This window comes from Pseudomonadota bacterium (assembly GCA_016195085.1).
In the GTDB taxonomy this organism is placed as follows: domain Bacteria; phylum Pseudomonadota; class Alphaproteobacteria; order SHVZ01; family SHVZ01; genus JACQAG01.
Genome location: JACQAG010000054.1, coordinates 46,578 through 67,580, shown reverse-complemented (window position 1 = coordinate 67,580; position 21,003 = coordinate 46,578). Strand labels below are relative to the sequence as shown.

General features: G+C 66.6%; 15 protein-coding genes. 9 read left to right on the top strand and 6 right to left on the bottom strand.

All coding sequences use genetic code 11. The features are described 5' to 3' along the window. Nucleotides 1-100: 100 nt before the first annotated feature. From HY058_15995 to HY058_15960, 8 genes are all read left to right on the top strand, one after another. Complete coding sequence (locus HY058_15995; protein MBI3498801.1) at nucleotides 101-2,134, top strand: hypothetical protein; 2,034 nt, start codon at nucleotides 101-103, stop codon at nucleotides 2,132-2,134. A gap of 71 nt (nucleotides 2,135-2,205) precedes the next feature. Further along, a complete protein-coding gene (locus HY058_15990; GenBank protein ID MBI3498800.1) occupies nucleotides 2,206-3,213 on the top strand; it encodes a thiamine pyrophosphate-dependent dehydrogenase E1 component subunit alpha in 1,008 nt (335 codons plus the stop codon). Beyond that, entirely contained in the window at nucleotides 3,203-4,276 is a 1,074-nt protein-coding gene (locus HY058_15985; GenBank protein ID MBI3498799.1) for an alpha-ketoacid dehydrogenase subunit beta, read from the top strand. Before HY058_15990 ends, HY058_15985 begins: the two co-directional genes overlap by 11 nt. Nucleotides 4,277-4,316: 40 nt before the next feature. Further along, entirely contained in the window at nucleotides 4,317-5,489 is a 1,173-nt protein-coding gene (locus tag HY058_15980) for a DegT/DnrJ/EryC1/StrS family aminotransferase (GenBank protein MBI3498798.1), read from the top strand. 63 nt (nucleotides 5,490-5,552) lie between these two features. Then, a complete protein-coding gene (locus HY058_15975; GenBank protein MBI3498797.1) occupies nucleotides 5,553-6,497 on the top strand; it encodes an NAD(P)-dependent oxidoreductase in 945 nt (314 codons plus the stop codon). A gap of 10 nt (nucleotides 6,498-6,507) precedes the next feature. Continuing rightward, nucleotides 6,508-7,461, top strand: a complete 954-nt coding sequence (locus HY058_15970) for a GDP-L-fucose synthase (GenBank protein ID MBI3498796.1) — start codon at nucleotides 6,508-6,510, stop codon at nucleotides 7,459-7,461. A 34-nt stretch (nucleotides 7,462-7,495) separates the two neighbouring features. Continuing rightward, nucleotides 7,496-8,239: an NTP transferase domain-containing protein gene (locus tag HY058_15965; protein ID MBI3498795.1), complete on the top strand. Its 744-nt coding sequence runs from the start codon at nucleotides 7,496-7,498 to the stop codon at nucleotides 8,237-8,239. Then, nucleotides 8,236-9,240, top strand: coding sequence for a kinase (locus HY058_15960; GenBank protein ID MBI3498794.1), 1,005 nt, complete (start codon nucleotides 8,236-8,238; stop codon nucleotides 9,238-9,240). The genes HY058_15965 and HY058_15960 overlap by 4 nt, the downstream gene beginning before the upstream one ends. 25 nt (nucleotides 9,241-9,265) lie before the next feature. On the opposite strand, the gene HY058_15955 is transcribed toward HY058_15960, so the two are convergent. Continuing rightward, nucleotides 9,266-9,520, bottom strand: a complete 255-nt coding sequence (locus HY058_15955; GenBank protein ID MBI3498793.1) for a hypothetical protein — start codon at nucleotides 9,518-9,520, stop codon at nucleotides 9,266-9,268. A 98-nt stretch (nucleotides 9,521-9,618) separates the two neighbouring features. Continuing rightward, on the bottom strand, nucleotides 9,619-10,611 hold the full coding sequence (locus HY058_15950; protein ID MBI3498792.1) for an NAD-dependent epimerase/dehydratase family protein: 993 nt from the start codon (nucleotides 10,609-10,611) through the stop codon (nucleotides 9,619-9,621). Nucleotides 10,612-10,661: 50 nt separating this feature from the next. Here HY058_15950 and HY058_15945 point away from each other — a divergent pair, with 50 nt between their 5' ends. Beyond that, nucleotides 10,662-12,572, top strand: coding sequence for a tetratricopeptide repeat protein (locus tag HY058_15945; protein MBI3498791.1), 1,911 nt, complete (start codon nucleotides 10,662-10,664; stop codon nucleotides 12,570-12,572). Here HY058_15945 and HY058_15940 read toward each other — a convergent pair. The 4 genes from HY058_15940 to HY058_15925 are packed head-to-tail and all read right to left on the bottom strand — an operon-like array spanning nucleotide 12,556 to nucleotide 20,988. Continuing rightward, the gene (locus tag HY058_15940) at nucleotides 12,556-14,748 is read right to left on the bottom strand and encodes a tetratricopeptide repeat protein (protein MBI3498790.1); all 2,193 of its coding nucleotides are present in this window, start codon (nucleotides 14,746-14,748) and stop codon (nucleotides 12,556-12,558) included. The two genes, HY058_15945 and HY058_15940, sit on opposite strands and share 17 nt — an antisense overlap. Further along, nucleotides 14,745-16,940, bottom strand: a complete 2,196-nt coding sequence (locus tag HY058_15935) for a tetratricopeptide repeat protein (protein MBI3498789.1) — start codon at nucleotides 16,938-16,940, stop codon at nucleotides 14,745-14,747. Before HY058_15935 ends, HY058_15940 begins: the two co-directional genes overlap by 4 nt. Continuing rightward, complete coding sequence (locus HY058_15930) at nucleotides 16,937-19,123, bottom strand: tetratricopeptide repeat protein (protein ID MBI3498788.1); 2,187 nt, start codon at nucleotides 19,121-19,123, stop codon at nucleotides 16,937-16,939. The genes HY058_15935 and HY058_15930 overlap by 4 nt, the downstream gene beginning before the upstream one ends. Beyond that, nucleotides 19,111-20,988 carry a tetratricopeptide repeat protein gene (locus HY058_15925; GenBank protein ID MBI3498787.1) on the bottom strand — a complete coding sequence of 626 codons (1,878 nt, stop codon included), beginning with the start codon at nucleotides 20,986-20,988 and terminating at the stop codon, nucleotides 19,111-19,113. Before HY058_15925 ends, HY058_15930 begins: the two co-directional genes overlap by 13 nt. Between the last annotated feature and the right edge of the window lie 15 nt (nucleotides 20,989-21,003).

Here is a 21,003-nt window from a genome sequence, read left to right as displayed (position 1 = left end):
GGAGCCGTCGATAGCGTAGATTGCAATGGGTCAACAACAGCAATTGTGGCACAGGCCGTGGGGTTGCCGATATCTTCAAGGCAACTCGCTGGGAGGCTGGTTGGCAGAGACAACGGACGATGCCGGGCTATTGCGGCGTTGGCGGCACCTCGCCTCGGCATACACGACCCGCGGCCAGAGCGCTGAAGCCTGCGCGGCGCTGAGGCGGGTCCTTGCGCTTGCGCCCGCGGACTCGCCAAGCCGATTCCAGCTGGCACTCGACGCCGAACGCCGCGGCGATGCAGGCAGCGCCATTGCCGGCTATTGGCGCGGGCTTGCGGTTTCCCTGGCCTCGCTGGAAGCCATCGAGCATCTGGGCTCGCTTAGTATCGCCTCGAACCGCGCGAGAGCCACCCTTGCGATTCTCGTTCGCGCACGCACGCTCCACCCAGACAGCGCGACGCTGGAGGGCGAAATCGCCCGCGTGGCAACCGCCCTGAGGGAGGACCGGATGGCGGTCACCGCCGGCCGCCGGCAGCTTGCGCTCGCCCCCGCAGCCATGCTTCCGCAGGTGGCTCTTGGTCAGAGCGCCTTCAATCTGGCGCAGCGCGCGTCGGCGATCGCGCACATGCAGCGGGTGGCGATGCTGGGATCCGAGATCCCGGAGCTGCAGTTCCTCGCCGGCCGAAATCTCTACCTGCTGGGCGAGAAGGAACGGGGTGTCGCCTTGATGCAGCGGGCGGTCGATCTCGACTTTGGCAACCCGCAATTCCACGAGCATATCTACTATTTCCACATGCTGAATCAGGCGGATTGGCCGACCCGTCGCGACTACACAAGGCGCGTGGGCGAGCTCGTGCGGGCGGCGATCGAAGAGGACAGTGCCCGCTTCCTGGTCAATCCCGTCCTGTTCCTGTTTCTGGCGGTGGACAGCAGGACGCTCTTCGAGGCCGCGCGCCACTTCGCCCGGCACCGATTTGCGCCACGCGAACCGGCATGGCCGGCGGATCGCAGGACCGGCCGAGGGCGGATTCGGCTGGGATACCTGTCGAGCAAGCTTTGGGACCACCACATCGGCGCGGCACAGCTGCCCATCGTCGCCGCGCATGATCGCGACGCCTTCGAGGTCTACCTCTACTCGACTCGAGCCGACGATCGCCTGCAAGAGCGGCTAGCCGCGGCGGCGCATGCCTTCCGCGCGGTCGATGGCGCGGACCGTGAAGCCTTTCAACGCGCGATCGCCGCCGATGGGCTCGATATCCTGGTCGACCTTGACGGCTATCTCTCCGGCAATGACGGGCTCTTGTCGCTTTCGGTCATGAGCCAGCGGATTGCGCCGCTGCAAATGCTGCACCATTGCTATGTCGGGCCGACCGGCACCGACTTCGTGGACTACGTCATCGGCGACAGCGTCTTGTTCGGACCGGGAATCGATGCCTTCTATTCCGAAAAGCTGATCAGGTTGCCGCCCAGCTACTACCCTGCCCCGCCCCTCGACATGGCGATGCCGGAGTCCGATCGGGGCAAATGGGGTCTGCCTGCGCACGGCTTCGTGTTGGCGAATTTCGGTGGCTTCTACAAGATCGACCCCACGGCCTTTGCCGCGTGGATGCGTATCCTGGCGCGGATCCCGAACGCGGTCCTGTGGCTCAATGACTACGACCCGGTCGGCGCGCGCAATCTCAGACGCGCTGCCGCCGCCGCCGGAATCGAGCCGGAACGGCTGGTCTTCACGCCGCCGCCACCGGCCAAGGCCGACCACCTGGCGCGGCTCAGCCTCGCCGACCTGTTCATCGACACCTTCCTCTACACCTCGGGCGTGACCAGCCTGGATGCGCTCTGGGCCGGGCTACCGGTGCTCACCCTCATCGGCGAGACCATGCCCGCCCGCGTCGGCGCCAGCCTCAATGCGGGCATCGGCATGGAGGAGCTGTCCGCCACGACGGTCGCCGGCTTCGAGGCGATGGCGGTCGAGCTCGCCCAATCTCCGGTCGAGATGGCCCGGCTGAAGGCGCAGCTCAGACGCAACCGCGAGACCCACCCGCTATTCGACTCAGCCCGCCTCGCGCGCAATCTCGAGCGAGCCTACACCGAGGCGTGGCGTATCTATCAAAGCGGCGCTCCGGCCCGGGCGATCACGCTCGAGGGGCCTTGAGCGGTACAAAGACCTGTACGCTCGCCGGTGGCTCTGATAGTAGGAGCGAGAGTCCGCGGATCGCATTTTGCATGGTCGCCGGCGGCAGGCGACGAGGCTATGGCGTGGCGAAACCCAACCTTTCCGATCTCAGCAAAGCCGACCTCACGCGCATCTACCGGTCGTTGCGGCTGATCCGGCGCGCCGAAGAGGAAGTGGCGCGCATCTACCCCACGGACAAGATCAAAAGCCCGGTGCATCTATCGATCGGCCAGGAGTCCGTGGCGGTGGGAGTGTGCGATGCGCTCCGCGCCGATGATGCCGTATCGGGCACCTATCGGGGCCACGCCACCTATCTAGCCAAGGGCGGCAACCTCAAGGGCATGTTCGCCGAGCTCTATGGCAAGGCGACCGGCTGCGCCCGCGGCAAGGGCGGCTCCATGCATCTCGTCGACATGGCGGCCAACGTGCTGGGCACCTCCGCCGTCGTCGGAACCACCGTGCCGATCGCCATGGGCTACGCGCTCGCCTACAAGCGCCGCGGCAAGGGACAGGTGGTAGCCGCCTTCTTCGGCGACGGGGCGACCGAGGAGGGCGTGTTCTACGAGTCCCTCAACTTCGCGAGCCTGCATCGCCTGCCGATGCTGTTCGTCTGCGAGAACAATTTTTACGCGATCCACACTCCACAATCGAAGCGTTGGGCGACCGATCGGCTCTGCGAGCGCGTCGAGACCTTCGGCATCCCGGCGCACAAGATCGCCGACGGGGACGTCTTCGCCATCCGATCGGCGACCGCGGAGGCCGTCGCCGCCATGCGCAGTGGCGCTTCCGGTCCAGTGTTCATCGAGGCCCATGTTTACCGCTGGAAGGAGCATGTCGGGCCCGGCGAGGACTACCACATCGGCTATCGCGGCAAGGACGAGCTCGAGCGCTGGCGCAGCACCGATCAGGTGGAGAGCGCCGGCCGAGCGCTCGATGCCACAGCCCGCGCCGCCGTCGATCGCGAGGTCGAGACGCTCGTCGCGGAGGCGATCCGATTTGCCGAGGAGAGCCCGTTCCCGGAGCCCCGCGAGCTGATGGAGCAGGTCTATGCCTCCTGAAGCGGCGCATCCCGGCCGCATCCTGCGCTATGTGGATGCGCTCAAGGAAGCGGTGATCCAAGAAATGGAGCGGGACCCTTCGGTCTTCCTGTTCGGGCTCGACGTGGACGATCCCAAGGGCATTCAAGGCTCGACCCTCGGATTGCAGCAGCGCTTCGGTCGCGATCGCGTATTCAACACGCCGCTCTCCGAAGACGCGATGTCGGGCATGGCGATCGGCGCGGCGATGGCCGGCATGCGGCCGATCCATGTGCACATCCGCATGGACTTCCTCATGCTGTGCATGAACCAGCTCATCAACATGGCCGCCAAGGCTCATTACATGTATGGCGGCTCGGTCAAGGTGCCGATGGTGGTGCGCAGCATGATCGGCAAATCCTGGGGCCAAGGCGCGCAGCACAGCCAGGGTCTGCATGCCATGTTCATGCATGTGCCGGGCCTCAAGGTCGTCGCACCGTCCAACGCCCATGACGCCAAGGGCTGCCTCATCGCAGCCATTCGAGACGACAACCCGACGATCTTCGTCGAGCACCGCCTCCTCTATCCGACCGAAGCCTATACGCCTGAGGCGCCCTTCACGGTGCCGCTCGGCAAGGGGCGGGTGGCAATGAAGGGCGACGACATAACCATGGTCGGCGTGTCCAACATGGTGGTCGAGTGCCTCAGATCGGCCGAGCTCCTGGCCGAGGTCGGCATTCGCGCCGAAGTGATCGATCCCATCAGCCTGGTGCCGCTCGACGTGGACACCATCATCGCCTCGGCGCGTCGCACGAAGCGCCTTCTGGTCGTCGACAATGCCTGGACCTGCGGCGGGGCCTCGGCTGAAATCGTCGCCCGGGTCTTCGAGGAGGTAGGGTCGGAGGCCGGGATCGCCGTCAAACGCATGGGCTTCATGCCGACGACCTGCCCGACGACGCCGGCGCTGGAAGCGCTCTATTACCCTAATCCCGGCACGATCGCCGAGACGGCACACCGCATGGTCAAGCCGAAGGACAAATCCTGGCGGCCCGATCCGGAGCGCGCCAAGCTCGCTTACCAGAGCCAGTTCCGCGGACCCTTCTGATGGTCTCGCACGTGGCAATGACGCGCAAGGCGGGGTGAGGATGTTCTACGAGCTCGCCACCCCGACCTGGGGCCAGGAGGAGATCGAGGCGATCAACCGTGTGATCGCGTCGGGACAGTTCACCATGGGTCCGAATGTGCGCGCCTTCGAGGAGGCGTTCGCCGCCTATTTCGGCGCCAAGCATGCGGTCATGGTGAACTCCGGATCCTCGGCCAACCTGGTGGCGGTCGCGGCCTTCTTCCACAAGAAGGACAGACCTCTCCAGCGCGGCGACGAGGTGATCGTGCCCGCCATTTCCTGGAGCACCACCTATCATCCCCTGCAGCAATACGGCCTCAAGCTGAAGTTCGTCGATGTCGAGCTCGAGACCCTCAACATGGATGTCTCCAAGCTCGAGGCCGCGCTTGGGGCCCGCACGCGCATGATCCTTGCCGTCTCGATCCTCGGGAATCCGGCTGCGCTCGACGCCATGCGGCGCTTCGCCGACGCGCAGGGCCTGTTCTTCATGGAAGACAATTGCGAGTCCATGGATGCCGAGCTGGCGGGCCGCAAGGCTGGCACCTTCGGCGATGTCGGTACGCACAGCACCTTCTTCTCCCACCACATCTCGACCATGGAAGGCGGGATGGTGATCACCGACGATACGGAGCTCGCGCATCTCATGCGTGTCATCCGCAACCACGGCTGGACCCGCGATCTGCCGCCCGACAGCCCGGTCTATCGCCGTTCGGGAAGCGACTTCTACGAAGCCTATAAGTTCATCATGCCCGGCTACAATGTGCGGCCGATCGAGCTTTCGGGAGCGATCGGCGTGGAGCAGCTGAAGAAGCTGCCGGGAATGACCGTGCAGCGGCGCCGGAACATGGCGCTGTTTCACCAGCTCCTGGGCAAGGATCCCCGCTTCATCATCCAGCGCGAGAACGGCAAGAGCTCCGCCTTCTCCTTCACCATCATCCTCAACCCCGAGCGCAACATCGCGCGCGAGCGGGTGTTCGCCGCGCTCAAGGAAGCCGATATCGGCTTCCGCATCATCACCGGCGGCAATTTCCTCAGGCATCCCGCCATCAAGTATTTCGACTACGAGGTCGTGGGCGGGTCGACGCCGAACGCGGATACCGCTCACGACCACGGCTTCTTCGTCGGCAACCATCCGACCGACCTCACGGCGCAGATCGAACGCCTGCACCACGTGCTCGACCGCACCTGCAATTGACGCAGCGACGCAGACGGCGCCTGAGGCGTCCCTCCCCAAGGCGAATCTGCTAGGATTGCGCGCATGGCTCAGACCTACTCGATCGTCGTGACCGGCGGCGCCGGCTATCTCGGATCCACGCTGGTGCCGGCACTCCTGGCCGACGGCCATCGAGTCGCCGTGATCGATAATTTCCTGTTCAAGCAGAATTCGCTCAACCACGTGTGCGCCGATCCGAACTTTTCGGTGGTCCGCGGCGATGCGCGCGACGAGGCGACCCTGAAGCCGCTCCTGAAGCAGGCCGACGTGGTAATTCCGCTCGCCGCCTTGGTTGGCGCCCCGCTTTGCGACCGCGACAAGATCGGTGCCGTCAGCGTCAACCGCGACGCCATCGCCAGCCTGACGAAGCTGATGAGCCGCGGCCAGCGCCTGCTGATGCCGATCACCAATTCCGGCTATGGCATCGGCCAGAAGGGCAAGGCGATCACCGAGAACGACTCGCTCAACCCCATCTCCCTCTATGGCCGTACCAAGGTCGAGGCGGAGGCGATCGCGCTCGAGCACGGGAACGCCATCAGCTTCCGGCTCGCCACTGTGTTCGGCATGAGCCCGCGCATGCGTATCGACCTCCTGGTCAATGACTTCGTCTATCGCGCCCTCAACGACCGCGCGGTGGTGCTGTTCGAGCCGCACTTCAAGCGCAACTTTATCCACGTCCGCGACGTCGCCCGCACCTTCCTGCACGGGCTCGCCAATTTCGAGGAGATGCGCGACCAGGCCTATAATGTCGGCCTGTCGGATGCGAATTTGTCGAAGCTGGAGCTGTGCGAGCGCATTCGCACGCATCTGCCCAAGTTCGTCTTTCTCGAGGCGCCAATCGGTGAAGATCCGGACAAGCGCGACTACATCGTCTCCAACGCCAAGATCGAGCAGACTGGCTTCCGGCCGAAATACAGCCTCGACGACGGCATCAAGGAGATGATCAAGGGCTACACCATGCTGCAGAACTCGGTGTACTCGAACGTCTGAGGCCAGGACCATGGCGGCAGGCACGTTGTTCCCCCTCGCCCACAAGCGCGTCTGGGTCGCCGGACACAAGGGCATGGTCGGCGCGGCGCTGGCGCGCCGGCTGGCGGCCGACGGCGCGACGGTCTTGACGGTCGAGCGGGCGGCGCTCGATTTGAGGCAGCAGGCGGCGGTCGAGGCATGGCTCGCCGAGATGCGGCCCGACGCGATCATTCTCGCCGCCGCCGTCGTCGGCGGCATCCTCGCCAATGACAGCCGGCCGGCGGAGTTTCTCTACGACAACCTGGCGATCGAGGCGAACGTCATCCATGCTGCGGCCAAGGCTGGGGTCGCCAAGCTGATGTTCCTCGGTTCATCTTGCGTCTATCCGAGGCTCTGCGCCCAGCCCATGCGTGAGGAGGCGCTGCTCACTGGTCCGCTCGAGCCGACGAATGAGTGGTATGCGGTGGCCAAGATCGCCGGCATCAAGCTCTGCCAGGCCTATCGCCGCCAGCATGGCAAGGATTTCATCGCCGTCATTCCGACCAACCTCTACGGTCCCGGCGACAACTTCGATCTCGGCTCCAGCCATGTCGTGCCGGCGCTGATCCGCAAGGTCGATGCGGCGACGTCGTCCGGCGGTCCGGTGGAGATCTGGGGCACGGGCACGCCAAGGCGGGAGTTCCTCTACGTCGACGATGCCGCCGACGGCCTCGTCTTCCTCATGGAACGATACAGCAATGAGCGCGTCATCAATCTCGGCCTGGGCGAGGACGTGTCGATCGCCGAGCTCGCGAGCCGCATCGCCGCCGTGATCGGCTATCATGGCGAATTCCGATACCTCGCCGACAAGCCCGACGGCATGCCGCTGAAACGCCTCGAAGGCTCGCGCCTGGCCGCCATGGGCTGGAAACCCCGGACCGATCTCGACACGGGTCTCGGACGGACTCACGGCTGGTATCGTGAGACCGTCCGCCGCGCCGCGTGAACGGGCTCATGCCGGGCGCAACGGCTTCAGGACCATGCCCGGGACCTTAGCCAAGATCGACGCGGTGGTGCTCGCCGGGGGCCAGGGCACCCGCATCGCGGGCGTGCTCGGCAGCACACCGAAAGTCCTGGCGCCGATCGGTGGCACCACCTTTCTCGATTTGTTGCTCGTCCGGCTCGAAGCAGCCGGGCTCGAACGGGTCGTGCTCTGCCTCGGCCACCTGGCCGAGCGTGTTCTGGCGCATCTGAGCGGCAGAGCGCCGGATCGCCTGTCCGTCATCCCCGTGGTCGAGCCGGCGCCGCTGGGAACCGCTGGCGCGCTCAGATTCGCCATGAAGCAGCTCCATTCCGATCCGGTGCTGGTGTTGAATGGCGACAGCGCCGTCGAGGTCGAGCTGGCGGGTGTGGTGAGCGAGCATCAAAAGAGCGGCGCCGAAGCCTCGATGCTGTGCGTGGAGGTCGCCGACGCCAGACGCTACGGCCGCGTGATCGTGGGCCGCCAGGGCAATGTCGAGCGCTTCGTCGAGAAGGATCCGTCCAGCGCGGGCCCCGCTCTCATCAATGCCGGGCTGTACTGCTTCGGACGGCAGGCGCTGGATCGCCTGGCCGGCAGCGATGGTCCGTCGCTCGAGCGGGATTTCCTGGAAAAGCTCCAGCCAAGTGCGCTACATGCGGTGGTGCGCCAGGGGGCATTCATCGACATCGGCACGCCCGAAAGCCTGTCGGGAGCGACCGCGTTCTTCCGGGAATCCCGGCGTCCGGTCGGCGAGGACTCATGATCATCAGTCGCACCCCGTTCCGCGTATCTCTGTTCGGAGGCGGTACGGACTATCCGAGATGGTACCGGGAGCACGGGGGCGCCGTGCTGGGAACGGCCATCAACAAATACTGCTACATCACCGTCAGGCCGCTGCCGCCGTTCTTCGAGCACAAGCACCGGATCGTCTACGCCCGCATCGAGCTGGTGAAGGCCATCGACGACATCGTCCATCCCTCGGTGCGCGCCGTCCTGCAGGAGCACCCGTTCGAGTCCGGCATCGAGATCCACCATGATGGCGATCTGCCGGCGCGCTCCGGCCTCGGATCCAGCTCGTCCTTCACCGCCGGGCTGCTCAACGCGCTCTTCGCCTTGCAAGGCAAGATGATCACCAAGCGCAAGCTTGCGGAAGAGACGATCCGCATCGAGCAGGAAATCATCGGCGAGAGCGTCGGCAGCCAGGACCAGATCTGGGCCGCCTATGGCGGCCTCGCGCGCATCAATTTCGGCACCGACGGGCGCTTCGAGGTGCGGCCGATCGTCATCCCCGACGTGAAGCGCCAGGAGCTCGAGCAAGGGCTGCTGCTGTTCTTCACCGGCGTTTCGCGCTATTCGACCGACATCGCCAGGGAGAAGATCGCCAATCTCGACAAGCGTGCCACCCAGCTGCGCACCATGACCCAGATGGTGGACGAGGCCGAGGCGATCTTGACGAACCCGATGCGCAAGATGACGGAGCTGGGCCGGCTCCTGCACGAGGGCTGGCGGCTGAAGCGCGAGCTCGCCGACAGCGTGTCCAACGCGCATATCGACGAGATCTACGAGGCGGCGATGGCCGCTGGCGCCACCGGCGGCAAGCTCCTCGGCGCCGGCGGCGGCGGCTTCATGGCTTTCCTCGTCGAGCCCGGCAAGCGCGCGGCGGTCACCGACCGTTTGAGCCGGCTCATCCACGTCCCCGTCGGGATCGGCGCCGCCGGCAGCCGCATCATCGTCTACGAGCCCGATGGGCAGGTCGACGACTAGGATGCGGCGCGGCGGCGTCCGATAGCTATTTTGGGCTGAGGATCGTGCAGCCTGCTCCATGATCGGCTCGCGTCCGGTTCCAGTACCACTGGGCCTCCAATTTGGCGGTTTCGTCGCTGCGTCCTGCGCGAGAGCCGTAGTAGTGGAACTGCTGCGGCGATTCTCCCGGGCACTGGAAGGTCACGGTCGTATCCGCCGTAGGCGGATCGCCTGCGACGGCCGGCCCGACAAGGCCGAGAAATGCCGCCGCGACGGTCGCAAACACCATATTCCTGCTCATGACGATCGCTCCTGTCTTGGCCCCCGACAGGATGGCAATTGGTAACACCATTTGAGACATTCCATGACCGTCGCAGCATGTCAGGTATGCGCACGACGTCAGGGCCGGAAGACTTGATCCTTGAACACGTCGTACCTTTTGGGCAGACCGGCGCGGTTGGCTCGGTACCAAGCCAGGGTCTCGGCGATACCGTCCTCGATCGAGACCTCCGCCTCAAAGCCGATCGCGCGCGCGCGCGCGACGTCCAGCACCCGCATGCGGTCGCCTGCCGGCTTGCTGGTATCCCACGCGACCTCGCAGGGCTCGCCCAGCGCGGCGACCACGACCTCGACCAGCCGGCGAATCGAGGTTCCGGTCCCGGAGCCGAGATTGACCGGAGGGCCGAGTCCCTTCTCCATCACAACCAGCATGCCGCGGGCCACGTCGCGGGCATGGATGAAGTCGCGCACCGGCGTGCCGTCGCCCCAGACCGTCAGCGGCCGCTCGCCGTCGACGGCGCGGCGAATGAGCGAGGGCACGACCATGCCGCCCTCGGGATCGAAGTTGTCGAACGGTCCATAGACGTTGGGCGGCCGCACGATGCCGATCTTGTCCCAGCCATATTCGAGCGCATAAGCCTCCGCCTGCAGCTCGCCCATGCGCTTCGCCCATCCGGCGAAGCGATCGTTCGGCGAGGGGAAGCTCCGCCAGACATCGTCCTCGTGCATCACCTCCGCCGGGGAATAGACGCCGACGGTGGAGGTGAAGAGATAGCGCTCGACGGCACACCGGCGCGCCGCCTCCATCATGTTGGTGTTGAACGAGATCGTCGGGAAGAAGAAGCTGGCCGGCCGGGAATGCGTCATTGCCGGCGAGCCTTTGATGCCGGCAAGATGAAAGACATGATCGATGTCGCGGCAAGCCTCGAGGCAATTGTCGAGCACCGTAAGGTCGAGACGACGAAACTCGGCCCCCGGCACCACCCGTGATGGATCGTCGAGCGAGGCGACGCGCACCGCCGCCCGCTCGGCAAGCAGCATTTCCACCAACGGGCGACCGATGAGGCCGGTGCCGCCGGTGACGAGCACGTTCTTGCCGGTAAAAATCGACATCGGCCTAGGGTTTAGCCGGTTGGGGCGCGCAGATCCAGGGGCCTTTGCCCATGTCGACTGAGCCCCGCCGGCCGATGCTAGTGAGCGAGATCCTGGCGCAAGCGATCAGCCTGCATGGCGCCGGGCGCATCGGCGAAGCGGCCCAACTCTATCGTGCGATTCTCCAGCGCGAGCAGCAGCACGCCGATGCATTGCATCTCCTCGGTGTGGCCTTTTCCGACATGGGCCGTCCCGCCGAATCGATAGACCTGATCGGTCGCGCCATCCAAATCTCCTCCGATCAAGCGCTTTACCACAGCAATCTCGGCAACGCGCTGAAGCGCCTCGGGCGAGGCGAGGAGGCCGCGGGCTCCTACCGCCGGGCGGTGGCGCTGGCTCCTGGGGTGGTGCCGATATTGACCAATCTGGGCGGCGCGCTCGTTGACGAAGGAGAAGGTGCCGCGGCCGAGCGCACCTTGTGGCGGACGATCGCCCACGATTTCAACTATGCCGATGCCTGGTTCGCCTTGGGCTCGCTGGCAGCACTCGCCGACGACGACCGCGCCGAGGCTCGCTTCGCCCGCGCGCTCGCCTTGGAGCCGGCCTATGCCGAGGCGTGGTTCAACCGCGCCAACCATCTCAGGGATCGCGGCCGCTTTGCCGATGCGGTCCGCGCCTATGACCGTGCCATCGCTCTGAAGCCCGAGGACGATGATCCCCACAGCAACCTCATCTTCGCGCTTTGCTTCATGCCCGAATCCGACGCCGCTCGGCAGTCGCGGGCAAGTCGCCGTTGGGGGCGCATGGCCGAGAGGAATTGCGGGCCGGCACCAAGCTTCGCCAATTCCGCCGACCCCGAGCGTCGACTGACCATCGCCTACCTCTCTCCGGACCTGAGGCGGCATCAATTCCTCATGCAACTGCGCCCGCTGTGGGCTCACCATGATCGCCACCGGTTCCGGGTTCTGGGCTATGCCGAGGTGGCGCGGCCGGATGACGATACCGAACGTCTGCGCGCCATGGCGGACGGTTGGCGCGACATCGCCGGATTGGACGACGACGCCGTCGCCGCCGCCGCCCGCGCCGATGGCGTCGACATCATGGTGTCGGTCACCGGCTACCTCGCCCGCGATCGGCGCCGCTTCGCCTGCCGCAAGGCCCCCATCCAGATCGCCGCCCTCAATCACGTGACCGCGACCGGCTTGAGCGCCATCGACGCCAGGATCACCGACCGCTGGCTGGATCCGCCGGGCGATGGCGCTGATGCCGACCAGGACCGGCTCCTGCGCCTCGATGCCGGCTTTGCCGTGTTCGAGCCGCCACAGGACGCCCCGGCGGTCGAGCCTTTGCCGGCTGACCGCTCGGGACATGTGACGCTCGGCTCCTTCAACAACCTTACCAAGCTGACGCCCGAGACCCTAACGCTTTGGGCGCGCATCCTGGATGCGCTGCCGGAGGCGCGTTTGCTGGTGAAGGCGATCGCGCTCTCCGAGTCGGGGCCGAGGCGGCGGTTGACCTATTCCCTCGCCGAAGCCGGTATCGACCGGGAGCGGGTCCGGTATCTCGGCCGCGTGCCCGCTGCCCGCGGCCATCTGGCGGCGCTGGGTAGCGTCGACATCGCGCTCGACCCTCTGCCCTTCACCGGCGGCCTGTCGAGCGCCGAAGTCCTGTGGATGGGCGTGCCTATCGTCACGCTCGCAGGAAACACCTTGGTCGCCCGTCAGGGCGCCAGCATGCTGGTCCGGGTCGGCCTAGAGACGCTGGTGGCCGGAGACCCGGAGACCTATGTGCGGATTGCCGTCGGGCTCGCTCGCGATCCGAGCCGCCTGCGCCGGCTCCGCGCGGATTTGCGCCAACAGATCGCCGCCTCTCCGCTTGCCGATGGCCGGGACTATGCCCGCCAATTTGAAGCGGCCTGTCGCGGATTATGGCGGGAATGGTGCCGAGCGCGTTCCGAGCCCGCCCTCAATCCGCGGGCCTGACGCCCCGCCGGTTGGCGCACCAGGTGCGCCACAGCTCCCGATAGGCTTGCTCGACGGATCGCGCATAGGCCGGGGCATCCAAGAGCGGCGAGGCTGCCAGGCGAGGACGCAGGTCACTTCGAAGCCTTGCCAGGCGGCCATGGTCCGCTGCCAGGGCGACGGCGATCCGAACGTAGTCCGCCGTTGTCGCGGCAACCAAATCGTCGAGGCCGAGCTGCGCCGACACGCTCGCCCCCACGCGCCCGACGAAGCGCCCGCCCGCGAGGCTCACCACCGGAACCCCCATCCATAGCGCCTCGAAGGTGGTGGTCGAGCCGTTGAAGGGGAATGGATCGAGCGCAATGTCGATCCGATGCAGTACCGCCAGCTGCTCCACGCGCCTGAGATCGCCGCCAAGGAAATCGAGTCGCTCCGGGCCGATCCCGTGGCGTTGAAACATGCCGGCAATGCGCCCCGCCACCGCCGGGTCGGCGAACCAATCGACGTACTTCAAGAGCAGGCGCGCACCCGGGACCGATCTGAGGATCGCCGACCACGTCTCGATCACCCTCTCGCCCAGCTTCGCCGGATTGTTGCATGAGCCGAAGGTGATCCGGCCGGTGCTCAGATGCGGCGGCGGCGCGACCGCCGGCGAGGGATCAGGCGGTCGATGCAGGTAAAAGCATGGGAGCCGCACCAGGGCTTCGGTGAACGCCTCGGTGCTGTCGTCGGGATGGAGGACGGCGTCGGTGAGCCAGGCATCCATGACGCCGAGGCCGCTCGTCGTCACGTCATGGAAGCTCACCTGCACCGGCGCCGGCCGATGGGCGGCCACGCCGAGCCGGTTGTGCCCGGTATGCCCAGCCAGCAGCACGAGGATATCGATTTGGTCCTTGCCGATGAGGGCGGCGATCGCCTCATCGGGAAGCCCCGTGGTCGCGCGCCAGCACGGCGACAGCGCGCGAAAGCGCTCAGTCAGGGCATCGATGGCCAGTCGCTGCTCGGCATAGCAATGGACCCGGATCTCCTGGCGGTCGTGGTGTTGGAGGAGACCAAGGACATTGCGGCCGACCGGATGGTCGCGGAAATCTGCCGAAACATAGCCAAGATTGAGCAGGCGCTCGGGCTCGGCCCGGTTGGCGTGGGTCCGGGTGCGCGCGTAATGGGGAGCGGCGTGCCGGGACTCCCATTGCCGCGCCTCGGCAAAGAGCCCAGCGTTGCTTGTGCCTGCGTCGTAACACAAACAAAACAATAGATTGCTGTTCATATCTTGATCTTTTGGACGAAGCTGGATTGCACGCCGAAACTGCCTTGCCGCCGCCGTGACATCGCCCAGCGCCTGAAGAGCATCGGCCAAATTGTTGACCGAAGAGGCGTCGTCGCCATCGATCGCGAGCGCCCTGCGATGCTGGACGATCGCCCGGCCGATGCGGCCCTGGGCCTTTTCGGCGGCGCCGAGGCTGCCCCACGCCCCGGCCTCGCCAGGGCGCGAGGCCGCTTCACGCCGAAAGCAGGCGAGCGCCGCCTCGACCCGGTCGAGCGACAGAAGTGTCGCGCCCAAATTGTGGATGGTATCGAGCTGATCGGGTTTGAGCTCGAGCGCGCGCATATACGCCGTAACCGCCCGCTGCAACGCGCCGCCGGCGGCGAGCACGGTGCCGAGATTGCGCAAGGCATCGGCATAGCCGGGCCGCAGCGCGACGGCTCGCGCGAGGCGGGCGGCGGCCTGGTCGAGATCATGCAGGTCGTGCGCGGCATTGCCGAGGTTGTTGTGGGCCTCGGCAAATCCGGGATCGAAGACGAGCGCTCTGCGAAATGAGCGAGGGGCCATCGGTTCGCCGGCGGCGCGCAAGACCACGCCCAAATTGTTGTGCTTGCCGGCATCGGTCGGATCCAGGCGGACGGCGGTCTCGAGACTGGCGCGCGCCTCCTCAAGGCGGCTGACCGCTTTGAAGGCGAGACCCAGATGGGCATGGGCATCGGCCGCTTCCGGCGCCAGCTCGAGGGCGCGGGCGATGCGCCGGACGGCCTCGTCCGGGCGTCCCGCCGACAGCGCCAGCACGCCCGAGAAATGCAGCGCCTCGGCGTGGTTGGGTTCGCGGCTCAAGAGATGCCCGTACAGCGCCTCCGCCTCCGCCAGGCGACCGGCCTGGTGCAAGGCGAACGCCGCCTGAAAGACCTGATCGGTACCGCTCACGGCCGTTCGCCGGCGCACCACTCTCGCCAGAGCGTGCGGTAGGCAGCCTCGACCGTCCGCGCGTAGCCCACCGCATCGCACCACGCCGAGGCCGATAGCAGCGGCCTTAGCCTCGCACGCAGGGCCGCCAAACGCTCCGGGTCCCGCGCCAGGGCAACGGCGATGCGGACATAGTCCTCGACCGCGCCGGCGACCAGCTCGCCCAGCCCAAGCCCCTGCAGCATATCGGCCCCCATTCGCCCGGTTGAGCGATGGCCGGCGAGACTCACGACCGGAAGCCCCATCCACAACGCTTCGAAGGTCGTGGTCGATCCGTTGAAGGGAAACGGATCGAGGGCGATGTCGAACCCGTTCAGCACCGCGAGCTGGCTTGCTTTGGGAAGGTCGCCTCCCAGGAGCTCCAGCCTGTCCGGAGCGATGCCATGGCTGGCGAAGAGCTCGGTGAAGCGGCAGGCGACCATCGGATCGCGAAACCAACCCTTGTACTTCAACGCAAGCCGCGAGCCCGGAACCTGCCGCAGGATCGAGGCCCAGGCCGCCGCCACGGGCTCGTTCAGCTTTGCCGGATTGTTGCAGGAGCCGAAAGTGACGTAGCCCCGCCCGCAAACCGGCGGCGGCACGAGCGGGGGTGAGGCTTCCGGCGGCCGATGCACGCAAAAGCGCGCCAACCGCACCAACCGCTCGGTGGCCTTCTCGGCGGTATCGGCCGGATGCAGCACTGAATCGGTCAGCCAGGCATCCATGACCTCGAGCCCGCTGGTCGTGATGTCGTACATGCTCACTTGCACCGGCGCCGGCCTGAAGGAGGCCACGCCCAGACGGTTGGGCCCGGTATGCCCGGCGATGGTGACGAGGATGTCGATGGCGTCGCTGCGGATTTGCTTCGCCACGGCCCGATCGCTGAGGCCTGCGGTATCACGCCAACCCTCCATCAATCCGCGGCAACGCTCGGTCATGGCATCGGGCGTGGTTCTGAGCTCCGCGTATCCAAAAGCGGCGATCGCAGGGCGATCATGGTTCTCGAGCAGCCCGAGCAGGTTCCAGGCAACGGGGTGATCGCGGAAATCCGCGGAGAGATAGGCAACCCGGAGCCTCCGATCCAGCAGCCGCGGATTGTCGTGCCGAAGGATCTCCCGATAATTCGAAGCCGCGTGCCGGGCTTCCCAGCGGCGCGCTTCGAGGTACAGATCCTCGATAGTCGAGTCCGGCACATAAGCCAAACAGAACAATAAGTTGTTATGGTATAGCTGATTCGAAGAATCAGCTTCGAGGGCCTGTCGGTAGTAGCTGACGGCGGTACCGGCCTTGCCCAGAGCCAGGAGGGCGTTGGCGAGGTTGTTGGCCGCGCCGCCATCGTCGGGATCGATCGCCAAGGCACGGGCGGCACGCAGCCAAGAGCGGCCGATTTCTCCTCGCCGATGCTCCAGCTCGGCCCTGCCGCGATGCGTACCGGCAAGAGCCGGCTCGAGCGCAAGCGCCTGGCGATAGCGGCGCTCGGCCTCCACGCCATCGTTGAGATCGAGAGCGACAAGGGCAAGATTGGTCAGCGCCACGGCGCCATGGGCAAGGACCAGTGCCCGGCGGTAGCAGCGCTGCGCTGCCGGCCACGCGGCTGCTTCGCGCAGCCGAGTGCCGTAGTTCAGTTGCGCGGCGGCCAGCATCGGGGCCAAGGCCAGGGATCCTCGGAGCCGTCGCTGCGCGGCGCGGTTGTCGTCGAGCATCGCGCCCAAATTGCAAAGTGTCGAGGCGTCCAAGGGCGAAACGGCCAAGGCGCGCGCGAGCCAGATCAGCGCCGGAGCTCCCGCTTCAGTATGACGCCCGAGGGCCTGCCCCAGATTGCCCAGCGCGTCGCTCAGCTGCGGCTCTTCTGCAAGCACGCCGCGGTAGAGGCGGATCGCGCTCCGAAGGTCCCCGCTCTCGTGGCGAAGCGTCGCCAGGTTGAGGCGCGCCAGCGCGAGATGCGGACGGATCGTCAGCGCCGCCGCAAACGATCGCGCGGCACCCTCGCGGTCGCCAAGCCGGTGCAGCACGATGCCAAGATTGTAGTGCGCCTCGGCAAACCCCGGCTTGCGACGAACGGCGGCGGCGTAGGCCGAGCGCGCCGCGGCGAGGTCGCCCGCGGCGAAGCTGGCGTTTCCGGCTTCATAGCTGGCCTCCGCCGAACGCGGCACGGCTTGCGGCTCATCGTTCATCGCTGGGCGCACCACTCCCGCCACATCGACCGGTATGCGCTCTCGATGGCGCGGGCGTAAGCCCGGGCATCGCAGAGCGGCGAGGCGGCGACCTGGTGGCGCAACCGAATCCGCGGTTCCTTCGCCCCCCGCGCCTCGCCTGCGAGGCGGATCGCGATCCTGCGGTACTCATCGGCGTCATGCGCCACCCACTCCTCAAGGCCCAGCGGCACGAGCAAGCTGGCACCGACCCGGGCGACGAAGTGGTCGCCGGCCATGGTCACCAGCGGCACGCCCATCCACAAGGCCTCGAAGCTGGTAGTCGAGCCGTTGAACGGAAACGGATCGAGGGCGACATCGATACGGTTGAGCAACGCCAGCTGCTCGCTCCGGGCCAGATCGCCGCCGACGAACATCAGCCGCTCGCTTGGGACGTTGCGCTCGGCAAAGCGTCTGCGAAAGCAGTCCTGCACATAAGCGTCGGCGAAACAATTTTTGTATTTGAGCAGGAGCCGCGAGTCTGGAACCTGGTGCAGGATCCGGCCCCAGACGTCAACCACTAAATCGTTTATTTTTAACGGGTTATTGCACGATCCGAATGTTATATAGCGACTCTGTGCGGCGGGTGCGACCATCGGCTCGGGTGCCCCGGCCGGCGGTCGGTGCAGATAAAAGCAAGGCAGCCGCACCAGCCTTTCGGTGAATTGCTCGGGCGTGTCCTGAGGGTGCAACACCCAGTCCGTGAGCCAATAGCCGATGGCGGCGACTCCGCTGCTCATGACATCGTGAAAGGCGATCTGGACCGGAGCGGCTCCATAGGCTGCGACCAGCGGCCGGTTGTCGCCGATATGCGCGGCCAGCAGCACCAGGATGTCGATGCCATCCTGCCGCGCGCGCTCGGCGATCTCCGCCTCGCCGAGACCGGCAACGTTGCGCCACTGGTTGACCTTTTGCGTCAGCCGGTTTGTTACCTCGTCGGGGGCGGCGGCCAGGCTGTAGGCATAGGTCTCGACGACCGACCCATCGTGGTTCTCGAACAGGCCTTCGAGGTTGTAGGCGATGGGGTGGCTACGCAGATCGGCCGACAGATAACCCACCTTGAGCGGCCGCTCGGGCTCGCGGCGATTGGCGTGGGGACCGCCGCGGGTCGGTCGGAGCAGGGCATGACGGCTTTGCCAGCGCCGGATCTCGGCAAACCGGGCAGGGTTGTCCAGTTCCGCCGCGTAGGCCTCGGCGAACAGCAGATTGCTGTGCACCTGGGCATTACCGGGTTCGATCGCGAGCGCCCGCTGAAAGCTCCGTCGGACCTCCCTGGGCTCGATGCCGGCGGCTGCAAAATTGTTGAACGCCGTTGGCAACCCTGGTGCCAGCGCGAGCGCCGCCGCGATGGCGCGACGCGCGGCGCCGAAGTGACCGGCGAGCAGGCTCGAGACGCCCTCGGTCAGCAACGCTTCGGCCGGCGCGGCATTGATCCAGCGGGCACGCCGGAGCGGCGCCCCGGCCAGATGCAGGCGACCGGCGACGATCCAAAGATCTCCGAAGTTCACCAAGGCCGGGTATGAGGACGGCTCGATCGCGATCGCCCGGCGACCATGGAGGGCAGCCTCGCCGGTTCGGCCGAGGCGCTTCAACGCCCGCATGAGGTTGGTATGCGCCGGTCCCAGCAGCGGAGCCCGCTCGAGGGCCGCGCCATAGGCGCCGAGCGCTGCCTCAAGCCGCCCTTGTTCGCTCAAGGCGTTGCCAAGATTGAAATGCGCTTCGGCCGACAGCGGCATGAGATCGATCGCACGCCGCAACAACGCCTCGGCCATCGGCAGGCGGCCCGCCGCCATCGCGACGTTGGCTTGATCGAAGAGGGCAAGGCCGAGGGCCGTCGCGAGCGCCGCATCCGCCGGGAAGCGTTGCCGCGCCTTCTCCAGGAGAGCGCCGGCCTCCGCACTTTTGCCGGCGGCGCGCAAAGCCTCTCCGGCGGCGAGCTGGTAGAGCGCCTGCGCGGGAACCCGCCTTGCCGCCTCGCTGAGATAGCTAGCAGCCTCGTCGCTGCGGCCGACGGCGCCGAGCAGGAGCCCAAGCAGGTGCAGTGTGTCGGCTCGTCCGGGCTCGGCTTCGAGCACTTGCCGGTAAAGCTGCTCTGCCCCCGCAAGATCGCCGGAGCGGTGTCGCGCGATGGCAGCGCGGAGCACGTCCACCGTCACCCCCGGCACCAAGTCTGCCAGAGTGTGCGGTAGGCCACCTCGACCGAACGCGCATAGGCGTCGGCCTCGCAAAGGGGCGAAACAGCGAGCCGGCCGCGAAGCTCTTGGCGGAGTTCCATGCGACGTCCGCGATCGCCGGCGAGCGCGGCGGCAATCCGCACATAGGCCGCTCGATCCGCGCCGACGAGGTCGGACAGACCGACTTGAGCCAGGACCGAGCCCCCTACCCGCCCGAGGAACCGTTCGCCTGCCAGCGAGACGACAGGCACGCCCATCCAAAGCGCTTCAAACGTCGCGGTCGATCCGCTGAAGGGAAATGGGTCGAGAGCGATGTCGACACCGGTCAAGACGGCGAGCTGCTCGCCACGGCCGAGCTCGCCGGGCAGGAACTCCAGCCGAGAGGCAGCGATGCCGAGCCGCGCCATGGTCTCGCCGATGCGCCGGCGCAGTCCCGGAGCGGCGAAGCGGTTGAGATACTTGAAGAGCAACCGAGAGCCTGGAACAGCGCGGAGCACATCGGACCACAGCGCCAGGACCTCGCGATTGAGCTTTGCGGTGTTGTTGCACGAGCCGAAGGTGATGAACCCGTTCCGGGTCTCCGGCGCCGGTCCCGGCTCCGGCGCGTCCTCCGGAGCTTGATGCAAATAGAAGCAAGGCAAGCGGATCAATTTCTCGGTGAAGCGCTCGTGCGTGTCCGCCGGATGCAGGCTGGGATCGGTCAGCCACGCATCCATCACCTCGAGGCCGCTCGTCGACAGATCGTGAAAGCTCACCTGCACCGGGGCCGGCTTAAAGGCCGCCGCGCGCAGTCGATTGCGGCCGGTGTGACCGGCGAGGATGACGAGAACATCGATCCCGTCGGCGCGTATGCGCTCGGCCAGCGCCTCGTCTCCGACGCCGGTGACGCCACGCCAGACCTCGGCCCGCTGGGCGAAGCGCTCGGTAATACGGTCCGGCCGGAGAACATCGCCGTAGCAGAAGACCTGGAACCGCTCCCGATCATGCCGCTCGATCAGCCCCAGCACGTTCCAACCGACCGGATGCGCGCGGAAATCGGCGGAGACGTAGCCGAGCCTGAGGCGCCGATCGGGCTGGCGCGGGTTGGCATACGCACGGATCCGCCCATAGCAGGGCCGCCCATGGCGTTGCTCCCAGCGCCGGTACTCGGCGAACAGACGCTCCGACGTCACCGCCGGATCATAGGACATGGCAAAGAGCAGGTTGCTGTGTAGCCATGGCTCCGGCTTGATCGCCAGCGCCCGCCGGAAGCGCCGCTCGGCGGATTCGGCTTCGGCCAGCGCTTGGTCGAGGCTGGCGAGGTTGCTCCATGACGTGGCGGAGCCGGGTGTGAGCGCCAGCGCACGCCGATAGCACGGCTGCGCCTCGTCGACCTCGCCCTGCAGTTGCAGGGCGTTCCCGAGATTGCCATGGGCCTCGGCGTAGGTCGGGTCCAGCACCAGGGCGCGGCCGATCGCGGCGGCGGCCGTTGGACGGTCGCCCAAATCCATCCACGCATTGCCCAGATTGTTGAGCGCCACCCCGTAGTTCGGCTGCAAACGGACCGCCGTCTGAAAGCACCCGATCGCCCGAACGAGGTCGCCTTTGGCCTTGACCACCGTGCCCAAGCTGTTTTGGGCCTCGGCGAAGCTCGGATCGCGCTCGACCGCGCGTCCGATCAAGTGCGAGGCGGCGTCGAGAAGGCCCTGATCGCGCGCGATCTGTCCGAGGAGATGCAGTGCGTCGACATGCTCGGGGGATTGGGCCAGCACCGCCTGGTAGCCCGCCGCCGCTTCGGCAAGTCGTCCCGAGCGGTGATCGGCCAAAGCAGCGGCGAGAAGTGTGTCGATTGCCGCTCTGGCCGCCCCTTCCCGCACGCGTCAGCCGGTGGT

Coding starts and splice junctions, on each gene's coding strand:
- HY058_15985 (MBI3498799.1), top strand. CDS start 3,203: ATGCCTCCTGAAGCGGCGCATCCCGGCCGCATCCTGCGCTATGTGGAT.
- HY058_15990 (MBI3498800.1), top strand. CDS start 2,206: ATGGTCGCCGGCGGCAGGCGACGAGGCTATGGCGTGGCGAAACCCAAC.
- HY058_15945 (MBI3498791.1), top strand. CDS start 10,662: ATGTCGACTGAGCCCCGCCGGCCGATGCTAGTGAGCGAGATCCTGGCG.
- HY058_15960 (MBI3498794.1), top strand. CDS start 8,236: ATGATCATCAGTCGCACCCCGTTCCGCGTATCTCTGTTCGGAGGCGGT.
- HY058_15955 (MBI3498793.1), bottom strand. CDS start 9,520: ATGAGCAGGAATATGGTGTTTGCGACCGTCGCGGCGGCATTTCTCGGC.
- HY058_15980 (MBI3498798.1), top strand. CDS start 4,317: ATGTTCTACGAGCTCGCCACCCCGACCTGGGGCCAGGAGGAGATCGAG.
- HY058_15970 (MBI3498796.1), top strand. CDS start 6,508: ATGGCGGCAGGCACGTTGTTCCCCCTCGCCCACAAGCGCGTCTGGGTC.
- HY058_15935 (MBI3498789.1), bottom strand. CDS start 16,940: ATGAACGATGAGCCGCAAGCCGTGCCGCGTTCGGCGGAGGCCAGCTAT.
- HY058_15975 (MBI3498797.1), top strand. CDS start 5,553: ATGGCTCAGACCTACTCGATCGTCGTGACCGGCGGCGCCGGCTATCTC.
- HY058_15950 (MBI3498792.1), bottom strand. CDS start 10,611: ATGTCGATTTTTACCGGCAAGAACGTGCTCGTCACCGGCGGCACCGGC.
- HY058_15965 (MBI3498795.1), top strand. CDS start 7,496: ATGCCCGGGACCTTAGCCAAGATCGACGCGGTGGTGCTCGCCGGGGGC.